12 protein-coding genes are annotated in these 13862 nt (G+C 69.0%); 3 read left to right on the top strand and 9 right to left on the bottom strand.

Annotated elements, in window-relative coordinates:
• Nucleotides 1–88 precede the first annotated feature (88 nt).
• From ACZ6ZD_RS27275 to ACZ6ZD_RS27245, 7 genes are all read right to left on the bottom strand, one after another.
• A complete protein-coding gene (locus ACZ6ZD_RS27275; RefSeq protein WP_465676758.1) occupies nt 89–1171 on the bottom strand; it encodes an ABC transporter ATP-binding protein in 1083 nt (360 codons plus the stop codon).
• A 5-nt stretch (nt 1172–1176) separates the two neighbouring features.
• Nucleotides 1177–2232 (bottom strand): ABC transporter ATP-binding protein, encoded by a 1056-nt coding sequence (locus ACZ6ZD_RS27270; protein ID WP_465676757.1) that lies wholly within the window; start codon nt 2230–2232, stop codon nt 1177–1179.
• The gene (locus ACZ6ZD_RS27265; RefSeq protein ID WP_465676756.1) at nt 2229–3242 is read right to left on the bottom strand and encodes an ABC transporter permease; all 1014 of its coding nucleotides are present in this window, start codon (nt 3240–3242) and stop codon (nt 2229–2231) included. Before ACZ6ZD_RS27265 ends, ACZ6ZD_RS27270 begins: the two co-directional genes overlap by 4 nt.
• 92 nt (nt 3243–3334) lie before the next feature.
• Nucleotides 3335–5092: an ABC transporter substrate-binding protein gene (locus ACZ6ZD_RS27260; protein ID WP_465676755.1), complete on the bottom strand. Its 1758-nt coding sequence runs from the start codon at nt 5090–5092 to the stop codon at nt 3335–3337.
• Nucleotides 5093–5154: 62 nt separating this feature from the next.
• Nucleotides 5155–6150 carry an ABC transporter permease gene (locus ACZ6ZD_RS27255; protein ID WP_465676754.1) on the bottom strand — a complete coding sequence of 332 codons (996 nt, stop codon included), beginning with the start codon at nt 6148–6150 and terminating at the stop codon, nt 5155–5157.
• Nucleotides 6151–6368: 218 nt separating this feature from the next.
• Nucleotides 6369–7934, bottom strand: coding sequence for an ABC transporter substrate-binding protein (locus ACZ6ZD_RS27250; RefSeq protein ID WP_465676753.1), 1566 nt, complete (start codon nt 7932–7934; stop codon nt 6369–6371).
• 63 nt (nt 7935–7997) lie between these two features.
• On the bottom strand, nt 7998–8645 hold the full coding sequence (locus ACZ6ZD_RS27245) for an HAD family hydrolase (RefSeq protein ID WP_465676752.1): 648 nt from the start codon (nt 8643–8645) through the stop codon (nt 7998–8000).
• Nucleotides 8646–8801: 156 nt separating this feature from the next.
• Here ACZ6ZD_RS27245 and ACZ6ZD_RS27240 point away from each other — a divergent pair, with 156 nt between their 5' ends.
• From ACZ6ZD_RS27240 to ACZ6ZD_RS27230, 3 genes are all read left to right on the top strand, one after another.
• Complete coding sequence (locus ACZ6ZD_RS27240; RefSeq protein WP_465676751.1) at nt 8802–9653, top strand: PAC2 family protein; 852 nt, start codon at nt 8802–8804, stop codon at nt 9651–9653.
• 101 nt (nt 9654–9754) lie between these two features.
• Nucleotides 9755–10531, top strand: a complete 777-nt coding sequence (locus ACZ6ZD_RS27235; protein WP_465676750.1) for a L,D-transpeptidase — start codon at nt 9755–9757, stop codon at nt 10529–10531.
• Between the two features lie 21 nt (nt 10532–10552).
• Nucleotides 10553–11440: a hypothetical protein gene (locus ACZ6ZD_RS27230; protein ID WP_465676749.1), complete on the top strand. Its 888-nt coding sequence runs from the start codon at nt 10553–10555 to the stop codon at nt 11438–11440.
• 235 nt (nt 11441–11675) lie between these two features.
• Here ACZ6ZD_RS27230 and mshC read toward each other — a convergent pair whose 3' ends face one another.
• Both mshC and ACZ6ZD_RS27220 read right to left on the bottom strand, forming a co-directional pair.
• Nucleotides 11676–12896: a cysteine--1-D-myo-inosityl 2-amino-2-deoxy-alpha-D-glucopyranoside ligase gene (gene mshC, locus ACZ6ZD_RS27225; protein ID WP_465676748.1), complete on the bottom strand. Its 1221-nt coding sequence runs from the start codon at nt 12894–12896 to the stop codon at nt 11676–11678.
• A gap of 85 nt (nt 12897–12981) precedes the next feature.
• The gene (locus tag ACZ6ZD_RS27220) at nt 12982–13779 is read right to left on the bottom strand and encodes an NmrA family NAD(P)-binding protein (protein ID WP_465676747.1); all 798 of its coding nucleotides are present in this window, start codon (nt 13777–13779) and stop codon (nt 12982–12984) included.
• Nucleotides 13780–13862 lie beyond the last annotated feature (83 nt).

The raw sequence follows: 13862 nt of genomic DNA, 5'->3' as shown, positions 1-13862 counted from the left end.
CGGCCGAACCCCCTCGGCCTCAGGGTTCGAATCCTAGCCGGTGGGTGGGCGGGCCGGCGCCTGAGCGAGTGTCAGGCGCCGGCTCGGCTCAGCTCGCTTCGGAGGCCGCCGGGGTGACGGGCTTGTCGCCGGGCTGGTTCTCCGGGAAGTGGCAGGCGGCCTGGTGGCCGGGGGCCAGTTGGAGGAGCGGGGGTTCGGTGGTCTTGCAGATGTCCTGGGCCTTCCAGCAGCGGGTGTGGAAGCGGCAGGCCGGCGGCGGGTTGATCGGGCTCGGGACGTCGCCCTCCAGCCGGATCCGCTGCACGTTGCCCTTGCGCTTGGTGTCCGGCACCGGGACCGCCGACAGCAACGCGACCGTGTACGGGTGCATCGGCTTCTCGTACAGGCTGACCCGATCGGCCAGCTCCACGATCTTGCCCAGGTACATCACCGCGACCCGGTCCGAGACGTGCCGGACGACGGACAGGTCGTGCGCGATCATCACGTAGGTGAGATCGAACTCCTTCTGCAGGTCCTCCAGCAGGTTCACCACCTGCGCCTGGATCGACACGTCCAGCGCGGAGACCGGCTCGTCGGCCACGATCAGCTTCGGCCGGAGCGCGAGCGTCCGGGCGATCCCGATCCGCTGCCGCTGACCGCCGGAGAACTCGTGCGGGTACCGGTTGTAGTGCTCCGGGCTCAGCCCGACCAGTTCGAGCAGCTCCTGGACGGCGCGCTTCACGCCGTGCTCGGTCTGCACGTTCTGCAGCTTGTACGGCGCGCCGACGATCTTGCCGACCGTGTGCCGCGGGTTCAGCGACCCGTACGGATCCTGGAAGATCATCTGGACGTCGCGCCGCAGCGGGCGCATCTTGCCCTCGCTGAGGTGGCTGATGTTGCGGCCCTCGAAGACGATCTCGCCGTCGGTCGGCTCCAGCAACCGGGTCAGCAGCCGGCCCGTCGTGGTCTTACCGCACCCCGACTCCCCCACCAGCGACAGCGTCTCGCCACGGGTCACGTTGAACGTCAGGCCGTCGACCGCCTGGACGGCGCCCACCTGCCGCTGCAACAGCCCCTTGCGGATCGGGAAGTGCTTCACCAGGCCCTTGACCGACAACAGCTCCTCGCCGATGGCCGGCTCCACCACGCCCGGGACGGCGGTCGGATCGATCTCTTCAGTGCTCACAGTCATCCCGTTCACAGCTTCGGCTTGATATCGGTCTCCCAGGCTTTGCTGCGCTCGCCCGGGGAGAGATGGCAGGCGACCTTGTGACCGGCGCCGATGTCGAGCAGCTCCGGACGGTCGGTCTCGCTGGCCCCGCCGTTCAGGTGCGCGTAGTTGCAGCGCGGGTTGAAGGCGCAGCCCTTCGGCACGTTGATCAGGCTCGGCGGCGTCCCCTTGATCGGGATCAGCCGCTCGGTGCGCTCCCGGTCGATCCGCGGCATCGACCCCAGCAGCCCCCACGTGTACGGGTGCTGCGGGCTCTCGAAGATCTCCTCGGCCGTGCCGTACTCGATCGCGCGGCCGGCGTACATCACCTGGATGTCGTCGGCCAGCTCGGCCACCACCCCGAGATCGTGGGTGATGATGATGACGGCGGAGTTGAACTCGCGCTGCAGATCCCGGATCAGATCCAGGATCTGCGCCTGTACCGTCACGTCCAGCGCCGTCGTCGGCTCGTCCGCGATCAGCAGGTCCGGGTCGCACGACAGCGCCATCGCGATCATCGCGCGCTGCCGCATCCCGCCGGAGAACTGGTGCGGGAACGCGTCCACCCGCTTGTCCGGCTGCGGGATCCCGACCCGGTCCAGCATCTCGATCGCGTGTTTGCGCGCGACCTGTTTGCTGACCTTGTTGTGCACCCGGTACGCCTCGATGATCTGCGTACCGACCGTGTAGAACGGGTGCATCGCCGACAGCGGGTCCTGGAAGATCATCGCCATCCGCTTACCGCGCAGCAGCCGCACCTCCTCAGGCGACGACCCCACCAGCTCCTGGCCGTCCAGGAACACCTCACCGCTGATCCGCGCCACGCCGCGCTTGTGCAGCCCCATGATCGACAGGCTCGTCACGCTCTTGCCCGAGCCCGACTCCCCCACGATCCCGAGTGTCTTACCGCGCTCGAGCTGGAACGAGATCCCGTCGACCGACTTCACCAGCCCGTCGTCGGTCGGGAAGTGCACCTTCAGATCGCGGACGTCGAGAAACGCCGCGCCGCGCTCGATCCGCTGGACCGAATCGTCGCTGCTCATTGGTTACGCACCCTCGGGTCGATGACGGCGTACAACAGGTCCACCACCAGGTTGGCAAGAATGATGAACACCGCGGCGACCAGCGTGACCCCGAGGATCTTCGGCAGGTCGTTCGCGACGATCCCGTCCACCGCGTACTTGCCCAGCCCCGGCAGCGAGAACGTCTTCTCGGTCAGCACCGCGCCGCCGAGCAACAGCCCGACGTCCAGACCGAAGATCGTCAGGATCGGCGTCAGCGCGCCGCGCAGCCCGTGCCGGACGACGACCGTCCGCTCCGGCAGGCCCTTGGCCCGCGCCGTCCGGATGAAGTCCTCGTTCATCGTCTCCAGCATGCCCGCGCGGGTCAGCCGGGCGTACTGCGCCGAGAACAGGAACGCCAGCGTGATCCACGGCAGGATCAGGGACTGCGCCCAGCGCACCGGATCATCGGGGAACGCGGTGTAACTCCCGCCCGGCAGCGTCCAGCCCAGTTGATAACTGAACACCGCCAGCGATATCAGCCCGGTGAAGAAGATCGGCAGCGAAACGCCCGCCAGCGCGATGATCATCGCCCCGCGGTCGAACACCGACCCCCGTTTCAGCGCCGACAGCACACCGGTCGCCACCCCGGCCAGCAGCCACAGCAGCGAAGCGCCCGCCGCCAGCGACAGCGTCACCGGTATCCGGTCCAGCAGCTCCGGCCACACCGGCTGCTTGGTGATGAACGAGTACCCCAGGCAGGGCGCCGGGCAGCGCTCGATCCCCGAGCCGTAGTCGTACTCGGCGCCGACGACGACGCCCTTGGCCCAGTTCCAGTACTGCACGGCGATCGGGTCGTAGAACCCGAGCCGCTCGGCGGTGAGCTTCACCGTCTCCTCGGTCGCCGCGCGCCCGACGTACCGGGTCGCCAGCGTCTCCGGCGTCGCGCCGGCCAGCCGCGGCACCAGATAGAAGATGGAGAACGTGATCGCACTGACGATCACCAGAAGGCCCGTAGCCGCCAACAGGCGCCTGACGATGTAAGTAATCACTGTTTCTGGCACGAGCGACCCGGTCCGGGAATCCCGGACCGGGCCCTCGTCGCCTTCACCTGCCTAACCGTGAGTCTTCGGAACGGGAACCGCTACTTCACGCCCAGCGCCAGGTAGTCGTACATGTTGAACGCGTCGCTGATGAACACGTTGGTGAGGTTCTTCGGCCGCACCAGCAGGCTCTTGGCGTACACACCCGGGTAGATCACGGCCTCTTCCATGACCCGCTTGTCGATCGGCGACCAGAGCGCCTCCCGCTTCGCGTTGTCGGTCTCGGCGATCGCCGCGTCCAGCATCTTGTCGACGTCGGGGATCCGGACGCTGGTGTTCGACGAGCCACCGGTCTCCCGGATGACGCGGCTGTCCACGATCTGCGACAGGAAGCCGTAGCCGTCCGGCCAGTCCGCACCCCAGCCGTTGGTGGCCAGGCCGATCTTGTTCGCGACGACGAACGGCGGGTTGCCGGCGTACTGCGAGAAGTAGTCACCCGACGGGTAACCCTTCAGCGTCAGGTTGATGCCGAGCGGCTTCAGCGCCTGCTGGAAGGCCTCCGCGGTCGCCTTCTCCCGCGGCCGGTCCGAACGGTAGGCCATGTTGGTGGCGAAGCCGTTCGGCTGACCGCACTTGGTCAGGGCTTCCTTGGCCTTGGCCTGGTCGCCCTTGCCGCCGTCCGACGGGTACAGGTCGAACTGCTGGTAGCCCGGGATGAGCGGGGGCATGATCGTGGTCGCCATCGAACCGCCGGAGAACTCGCCGCCGTACGCGGTCTGGTAGCTGGTCCGGTCCATGCCGTACTGGATCGCCTTACGGCACTCGATGTTGTTCAGCGGCGGCACCGTCGCGTTGACCGAGGTGTACCACAGCCGCGCGATCGTCGGGTTGTCCGCGGTCGCCTTCAGCGCCGGGTCCGTCAGGACCTTGCTCAGCGACGCCGGCTGGACGCCGGTGCCCTGGACGTCGACGTCGAGGTCACCGGAGATGATCCGGTTGTCGATGTCGTCGGCGTTCGCCTTCAGCGCGACCTCGTAACCGTCCGGCAGCGCCTTGCGGTTCGGGTCGGTGGCCTGGTCCCACTGGTCGTTGCGGATCAGGTTGAACCGCTTGCCGGCCTCGACCTTGTCGAACTTGTACGGGCCGCTGGAGATCACGTGCTCGCGGTACTTCGCGCCCGTGTCCTTGGCCTCCGGCACCGGCATCGTCTGCGGCAGCTGGGCCAGGTAGTCGAACCCACCGAAGGCGTTCTTCAGGTGGAAGACGATCGTCTGGTCGTTCGGGGTGCTGATCGCCGAGTCGGTGTTCACGCCCTTCGACTTGTACGGGCCTTTGTAACCGGCCGGCAGGTTCAGCATCGCCTCGAAGTAGGCCGGCCCGTTCGGGAAGGTCTGCTTGTCGGTCGACCGCAGGACGGCGTACTTCACGTCCTTGGACGTGATCGGGGTGCCGTCCTCGAACTTCACGCCCGCACGGAGCTTGTACGTCCAGGTCTTGCCGCCGTCGGAGGCCTGACCGAGACCCTCGGCCAGGTCGGGCACGATCTCGTTGCCCTCCTTACCCGGAGCCGGCTTGAACATCAGCAGCGAGCGCCCGTACAGCCGCGAGAAGTTCCACGCGTAGCCGTAGTAGGTCTCACCCGGGTCCAGGCTGTCCCAGTCGTCGCCGTTGGCGAGCTTGACGATCCCGCCCTTCTTGTCCGACGGGTTCACCACCTTGTCCAGCGCCGCGTTGAACTCGGACTTGGCGCCGCCGGTCGTCCCCTGGTCGCCGCCCGAACCGCTCCCGCCGCAGGCCGACAGGCCCAGCGCCAGGGCGACGGACAGACCGACCCCCACCTTCCATCGTTTCGCGCTCATCGTGCCCCTACACCCCTTAATGTTGCAGTACCAGTTATGAGTGTCAGTACCAGTTGATCGGCTCAGCGTGAGCGCGGATCGAGTGCGTCGCGCAACCCGTCACCGAACAGGTTGAAGGCCAGCACCGTGATGAAGATGGCCAGACCGGGCCACAACATGAAGTGCGGCATCGTGTAGTAGGTGACGGCATCCGACAGCATGCCGCCCCAGGTCGCCGTCGGCGCCCGGACGCCGACGCCCAGGAACGACAGCGCGGCCTCGAACAGGATGTTGGTCGGAATCAGCAGCGTCGCGTAGACCAGGATCGGCGCGACGAGATTCGGGAGCATCTCCGTGAACAGCAGGTACGGCCGCCGGGCGCCCAGGCTGCGGGCCGCGTCGACGAACTCGCGCTCGCGCAGCGACAGCGCCTGACCGCGCACGATCCGGCCGATGTAGGGCCAGTTGAAGAAGCCGATGATGAAGATCAGCAGCGTGATCCGCAGACTGTCGCCCTTCAGGCCGAACGCGTCGTCCGGCACCACGCCGGCCAGCGCGATCGCGAACACCAGCAGCGGGAACGCCAGGAAGACGTCCATGATCCGGCTGATCAGCTGGTCCACCCAGCCGCCGAAGAAACCGGCGATGGTGCCCAGCGTCGTCCCGATCACGACCGACAGCAGCGTCGCGAAGAACGCGATCAGCAGCGAGATCCGGGAACCGTAGATGACCCGGCTCATGATGTCGCGGCCGTTCACCGGCTCGACGCCCAGCGGGTGCTCCCAGCTCATCCCGCCGAACGTCCCCAGCGGGGCCAGCGTGCCGCCCTTGGTGTCGATCAGGTCCTGGTTGAACTCGTTCGGCGGGTGGCCGATCAGCTTCACGATCAGCGGCGCGAAGACCGCCATCAAGATCAGCAGCACGATCACCACCAGGCCGGCCAGCGCGACCTTGTCGCGGCGCAGCCGGGTCCACGCGATCTTGCTCAGCGACCGGCCCTCGATCGGCCCCGCTCCACGAAGCACCGCCTCGGGATCGGCCTTCGCCGCCCCGGGCTCAACCTCAAGTGGTGCTGTCACCAGATCCGCTCCCAAGTTCGAAGTCTCCGAAAACCGCGTCCGACCGCCGCCTAAACCTGCCGCCACGACGCTCCGGAGTCAAACTCTGCGAACCCCCGTTGCCCGATCGTGACCCCTAGTACATCGTCCCGTATCGTGGACAGGATCGCAGTGAATCACGCCGCCGTACGCAGGGTCGCCAGGATGTCCCGAAACGTTACTGCCATGGCATTTTTGTGTCATTTACGCAGCGCGGAGAGGTGCAGGAACGCGAGCGGATCAAGCACTCCGGTCACGTTCTCCAGCTCCGCCGCCGCGACCACGGTGAGTCGCCCCTGCCACACCGGCAGCACCGGGACCTCGCGCGCGAAGACCTCCTGCAGCTGCCCCAGCAGCTCGTCGCGCCGGATGCCGTTCTGCTCCGACCGCTCCTGCTGCAGCAACCGGTTCGCCGCGGCCGAGCGGTAACCGATCGGGAACGGGCCGCCCGCGCCGATGAACGGCGCCAGATAGTCGTCCGCGTCCGGGTACTCCGGGATCCAGCCCACGTGGTAGAGGTCGTAGAACCCGGCCTTCACCGCCTGCTGGTACTGCGGCCACTCCGCGCTGCGCAGCGTCACCCGGAACAGCCCCGACGCGTCCAGCTGCCGCTTGAGCTCCAGCACCTCGGCCTTCGAGCCCGGCCCGTACCGCGACGGCGTCCACCCGATCGTCAGCGGCACCGGGAGCGCGACACCCTTCAGCATCGCGGCCGCGGCCGCCTTGTTCGGCTGCTTGTACTCCGACCGGAACGCCTCCGTCGCCCCGCCGAAGCCCGGCGGGACCAGCGAGTACAGCGGGTCGACGTGCTCGGCGTACGCCTTCTTCACCAGCGCCGGCCGATCGATCAGCTGCGCGATCGCCCGCCGGACGCCGGGCTTGCGCGCCGTCGCCGACCGCAGCTGGAACGCGAACGCGCGGATCGACGCGTCCGGCGACTCGACCACCTGCACCTTGTCCGACGTCCGCAGCTTGTCCAGCTGGCCGATGGTGAACCCGCGGTAGGCGACATCGGCCTTCCCCGCGGTGATCTCCCGGTTCAGGGCGACGGCATCCGGCACCGTCGTGATCCGGACGCCGTCGTTCCGCGGGCCCCGGGAGCCCTTGTACGCCGTGAACTTCGCCAGCGTCACCGACTCCCCCGGCTTGTACTCCGTCACCTGGTACGGCCCGCTGCCGATCGCCGACGTCTCCAGCAGCTTGTTCTTCGGGTACGACTCCTCGTCCACGATCGACGCGCCGGTCGTCGTCAGCAGATACGGCAGCCGCGCGTCCGGAGCCTTCAGGTTGAACACAGCCGTCAGCTCGTCCGGCGTGCTCACCGACGTCACCGACGCGAACAGCGGCGCGGGCCCCTCGGGCGTCTTCAGCGCGATCATCCGCTCGAAACTGAACCGCACGTCCGACGACGTCAGGTCGTGCCCGTTGGGGAACTTCAGCCCTTCCTTCAGGCTGCACGTGTACGTCGTCGGCGAGTCGAACTGGCAGTCCGCCGCATCCGGCACGGGGGTCGGCTTGCCCGGGAGGATCGTCAGCAACGTCTGGAACACGTTCCCCTGCACGGTCCGGGACGCGACGTCGTACCGGCCGGCGGGGTCGAGCGAGGTCGGCGCATCCGTCGTCACCACCCGGATCACCAGCTCGGGCGGCGTCGAGGCGCCGGTGTGCGGCGCGTTGTCATCCGGATCGCCACAGGACGCCACGCCGGCGCACATCCCGCCGACCGCGGCCGTCACGGCGACCCGCCGCCACAACTCGCTCACCATCTCACCCCTCCCAGCCCAATACCCCAGTAACGGCCCCCGAGGGCACCAGGTGACGGTAACGCTTCAGCGGAGCAAGTCGCGCAGCGACTCCGGCGTCACCGTCTCCAGCGACCCCACGACCAACCGGCGCGGCGCCTCCGGGATCGGGACGAAATGCGGTACGGCGACCACGTACGCGCCGGCCGCCGTCCCCGCCGCTGTTCCGGTCGGCGAGTCCTCGATGACGACGCAGTTGGCCGGGTCGACGCCCAGCTTGGCCGCCGCGGCCAGGTACGGCTCCGGGTTCGGCTTGCCGTTGACGACCTCGTCGCCGGCGATGATCACGTCGAACGGATCGGCCGGCAGGTGCCCGAGCACCGCCTCGATCATCACCCGGTACGACGCCGACACCAGTCCGCACGGGATCCCGGCGTCCCGCAGACCGGTCAGCAGCTCCAGCGCGCCCGGCATGAACTCCACCTCGCGGCGCAGCTCCTCGACCACCTCGGTGAAGATCCGGCCGGCCAGCTCCTCGGCCGTGATCACCCCGGCCGGCAGCGCGGCCAGCCAGACCTGGGCCGCGTCCCGGAGGTCGCTGCCGAGCAGCCCGAGGCTGTCCTCGTCGGTCCACGTCCCGCCGAGCTCCGGGATCAGGCGCAGCTGCACCGCGGCCCAGACCTTCTCGGAGTCCACCAGCGTTCCATCCATGTCCCACAGCACAGCCTGCAGCACTGCGACTCCTCACTCGACGACGGTTCCGGGAACCATTTTCCGACACGTTCCGCTGGAGGTGAAACGCGGCACGTCCGTCGGCGGAACGACGTAGGCTGGCAGTCCGGAATCCGGCGGTCGCGCCGGATCGCTGACAAGACGACAGGGGGCCTGCGAGTGGTTGACCTCGCGAACCTGAGGGACCCGGTCGTGATCGCCGCGTTCGCGGGCTGGAACGACGCGGCCGAAGCCGCCACCGGAGCGGTCGACCATCTGGTCGAGCAGTGGAACGCCGAGCTCGTCACCGAGATCGACCCCGAGGAGTACTACGACTTCCAGGTGAACCGGCCCGAGGTCGGTTTCGACGAGAACGGCGAGCGCCGGCTGACCTGGCCGACGACCCGGATCTACCTGGCCCGGCCGGACGACACCGACCGCGACGTCCTGCTGATCCGCGGGATCGAGCCGAACATGCGCTGGCGCGGTTTCACCCAGGAGCTGCTCGAGGTCGTCGACGAGTCGAACGCGCAGATCGTCGTCGTCCTCGGCGCCCTGCTCGCCGACTCGCCGCACACCCGGCCGATCCCGGTCTCGGCGACGTCCTCGGACGCCGAGCTGAACGCGTCCTGGAGCCTCGAGCCGTCGACCTACGAGGGCTCGACCGGGATCACCGGCGTCTTCGCCGACTTCTGCGGCCAGCTCGGCGTCCCGGCGGTCTCGATCTGGTCCGCGATCCCGCACTACATCGCGGGTACCGCCTGCCCGAAGGCCTCGCTCGCGCTGCTCGGCAAGATCGAGGCGCTGCTCGACCTGCAGATCCCCGAGGGCGAGCTGCCCGAGCTGGCCCGCGCCTGGCAGCGCGGCGCCGACGAGCTCTCCGAGGAGGACCCGGAGGTCGCCGAGTACGTCCAGTCCCTGGAGGAGCAGCGCGACACCGCCGACCTGCCCGAGGCCTCCGGCGACGCGATCGCCGCCGAGTTCGAGCGCTACCTGCGCCGGCGGAACAAGAATCACCCGGACGCCCAGTGAATCGCGCTGACGCGCAGTAATTTGCTACTCACGGGTTACATAACCGCCCGGTTCGGCCTACAGTCGTCGGCGACGGCTGGACGGTCACGGGGAGCAGGCGGATGCGCAAGTCGGAGCGGGGTAGCAGTTCGATCCCGGCCCTTGCCGTGCTCGTCATCCTCGGCGTGGTCGCTTACATCGGCATCTTCGGGGACAAGTCGGAGGAGCCGCCGCCGGTCGATCTGACCCTGCTCTCGGCGTCCAGTACGCAGTCCACGATCGCGACCGCGCCGCTCGACACCGAGCCGTACGCGACGACGTCCGGGGCCGTCGTCCACCCGCCGGTGGAGTCGGCCCTCTACAACGCGCCGGACGGCGAGCCGTTCGGGAAGATCGCGCCGCAGCAGTTCGGGCCGACCTGGTTGCCCGTGGTCGAGCAGACCGACGGGTGGGTGCGGGTGCTGCTGCCCTCGAAGCCGAACCGGTCGACCGGGTGGCTGCGCGAAGACGGGCTGCAGCGCGCGACGTCGTCGTACCTGATCCGCGTGCACACGGCGTCCCGGACGATCGAGCTCTTCGAGAAGGGCCGCCGGCTCGGCGTCTGGAAGGCCGGCGTCGGCGCGCGCAAGACCCCGACCCCGGCCGGGCGGACCTTCCTGCTCGGCTCGATCGTCGACCACAAACGCTCGGCGTCCCCGATCGTGCTGCCCTTGGGTGCGCACAGTCCTACTCTCGACACGTTCGGTGGCGGCCCTGGTACGGTCGCGATCCACGGCTGGCCGCGTGCCGACGTGTTCGGCGCGGCGATCAGCGCCGGGTGCGTCCGGGTGCCGAAGACCGCCTTGGCCAAACTTCAGCGCGTCCCGCTCGGGACACTCGTTCTGATCGACAACAAGTGAGTTGATGTGAGGAGTCCGCAGATGCGACGACAGCTCGTGCCGACCGTCGTGACCGCCGCCGCCGTCCTCGGCGTCGTCGCGTTCAGCCTGGTCGCCAGCACCCCCGTCGGCAACGCCGCCGCCCGGCCCTCCTCGGCGTACGCCGTCAGCGGCGAAGGCCAGCTGCCGATCAACAAGACGCCGTACGTCGAGTCCGCGGACGGCAAGCGGGTGTCGTCGTCCGCACTCGAGCTCCCGGACAACCCGCTGCTCGATGTCCGCGCGGGGACGGTCACCGCGGGCAACAACTCGGCCTCGGTCGAGCTGATCGACCTCTCGATCGGCGCCGGCGCGCTGGCCCAGATCCCGATCCCGCCGGATCTGAAGAAGCAGTGCGACACGCTCCCGCCGACCGGCGCCGGCGACCTGCCGATCCCGGACCTGGCGCTCCCCGACCTCGGCCTCCCACTCCCGCCGCTGAGCCTCCAGGACCTGCCGGTCAAGAACCTCCCCGAGCTCTGCAAGTTGCTGCTGACCCCGCCCAGCTCCCTGCTGGCGCTGGACGCCGTCAACGTGTGGTGCTCCGGCGCCAAGGGCGGCGTCGACCTCGGCTCGCTGACGCTGCTCGGCCAGAAACTCTCCATCCCGACCACCAGCCAGTCGTTCAGCACACCCGCGAACCCGCTCATCTCGCTCGCGGTCAACCAGCAGACCAAGAACGCGGACGGCTCGTTCACGATCACCGCGCTCACGATCAACCTCGGCAACGGCGCTCAGGTCATCAAGCTGGCCTCCGCCACCTGCGCCAAACCGGTCGTCCACAAGCCGACCCCGAAGCCGACCACCCCCAAGCCCACACCCCCGGTCCACCAGCCCCCGGCCGCCCCGCGGCCCACCCCGGTCAAGACCCACCTCCCCGTCACCGGCTGATCTCGTCGCTAACGACATGAGGTAGTCCGTCGATCGGACCGCCGGCCGCCTCCCGCCAGGCGGCCGGGCACCGGCTGGAGCGACTACCTCCTGTCCTTACCGTCGCTGCCGTCCCGCTTTCCCTGAAAACCGCGCGCTGCGCCCCGGCGATTAGACAAGAACTCTTGTACAAGATTGATTGCGGAGGGCAGGCGTCAGCGTTCGGGCATGATGCCGCGTAGCGGCTAGCCCGGGCTCAGAGCTTGATGCCGAGCAGGGCGTCCACGGCCTGAGCGACTGCGGCGGCCGCCGCGGGGTCGTCGCCGTTCGACTCGGCCCAGGTGTCCACAGCCGACAGCGCAGCCGGGGTGTCCAGGTCGTTGGTGAGGGCCGCGCGGAGCGCGTCGACCACCGGAGCGGCGTCGGCGGCGGTGCCCCGGGTGATGGCTGCGCGCCACAGGTCGAGCCGGTTCTGCGCCTCGAGCAGACCCTCCGGCGTCCAGAACCAGTCGGTGCGGTAGTGATGCGCCAGCAGGGCCAGGCGGATCGCCATCGGGTCCGTCCCGGCGAGGCGCTCTTTGGAGACCAGGACCAGATTGCCCTTGGACTTCGACATCTTCTCGCCGTCCAGGCCGACCATCGCCTGGTGGACGTAGGCGCGCGCGAACGGATGCTTGCCGGTGGCAACCTGTGCGCCGCTGGCCGACATCTCGTGGTGCGGGAAGATCAGGTCGGAGCCGCCGCCCTGGACGTCGAAGCTCATCCCGAGGTGTTCGAGAGCGATCGCGGAGCACTCGACATGCCAGCCCGGCCGGCCGCGGCCGACCGGCGAGTCCCAGGCCGGTTCGCCGTCGCGCTCGTGCCGCCAGAGCAGGCTGTCCAGCGGGTCCTGCTTACCGGCCCGATCCGGGTCGCCGCCGCGCTCGGCGAACAGCGCGGTCATCGTCTCGCGGTCGTAGTTCGAGACGCCGCCGAACGCCGGGTCGGCCTTCACCGCGAAGTACAGGTCGCCGTCGACCGAGTACACGGCCCCGGCGCGCTGCAACTCGGCCACCGCGTTCGCGACCAGATCGATCGACTCGACGACGCCGATGTAGTGCTGCGGCGGGATGACGCGCAGCGCGGTCATGTCGTCGCGGAACAGCTGGATCTCCTGGTGCGCCAGGTCGGTCCAGTCGACGCCGGTCGCGGCCGCGCGCTCCAGCAGCGGGTCGTCGACGTCGGTGATGTTCTGCGTGTAGACGACCTCGTACCCGGCGTCCCGCCAGAGCCGGTTGACCAGGTCGAACGTGACGTAGGTCGCGGCGTGGCCCATGTGCGTCGCGTCGTACGGCGTGATCCCGCACACGTACATCCGCGCCGTGCCGCCGGAGGCCGGCGGCACCTCGACCGGACCGCCGGACGCGGTGTCGTGCAGCCGCAGCCGCCGGGCGGGGCCCGGCACGACCGGGATGTCTGGATTCGTCCACGCCTGCATGTCCTGGAGCTTATGTCAGCCCGGAATCGCGCGAGCCGACACGGTTCCATTCCCCGGTCGCGCCGCCGTCCCGCCCGGACGTCGGTTACCCTGCCCAGACCCGCTCGGCGTACGCCGCGAAGGTCGCTGCCGGCCGCCCGAGCAACCGCGCCACCTCATCGGTCGGCGTCGCCAGATGCCCTTCGGCCATGATCGCGAACATCCCGTTCAGCTCGTCCGCGGCCTCCCCCGGCCAGCCGGCCGCCACGAGCTCCTCCCGGTACGTCGACGCCGTCAGCGCCGCGTATTCGACGGACCGCCCGGACACCTTGCCGATCGTCTCCATCGCCTCCCCGAAGGTCAGCGCCTCCGGCCCGGACAGCTCGTAGATCTGCCCGCCATGCCCCGCCGATGTCAGCACGGTCGCCGCGACCTCCGCCACATCCTCGACGTCGATGAACGGCTCCCGCACCTCCCCCGCCGGCAACCCCAGCCGCCCGCTCAGCACCGGCTCGTGCCACAGATCCTCGTCGAAGTTCTGCATGAAGTTGTTCGCCCGCAGGATCGTCCACTCCGCCCCCGAGGCCTGGACGACGCGCTCCGCCGCGGCCATCCCGGCCCCGAACCGTCCCGCCGCCTTGTCCATCCCCCGGCCCGACAACACCACGATCCGCGGTACGCCGGACGCCGTCACGAACGGCTCGATCACCGCGGGATCCTCCGGCGCGACCAGATACAGCGCGTCCACCCCGGCAACGGCATCCGCCCACGTCGAACGATCCGCCCAGTCGAATTGCGTCGCACTCGACCGCGACGCGGCCCGCACGTCGGCGCCCTGCTCCCGCAACCGCCGCACCACGCGCCGGCCGGTCTTACCTGTTGCCCCTAACACCAAAATCGTCATACCAGTAGTCAATCCAGAGCCCACCGCCGTTCCCATGGCCGAACGGACCGACCGCATGTGCACCCGGCCCATACAGTGGACCG

It is taken from the genome of Kribbella sp. NPDC104218, from assembly GCF_055584105.1.
This window is presented reverse-complemented; position numbering and strand designations above follow the sequence as displayed.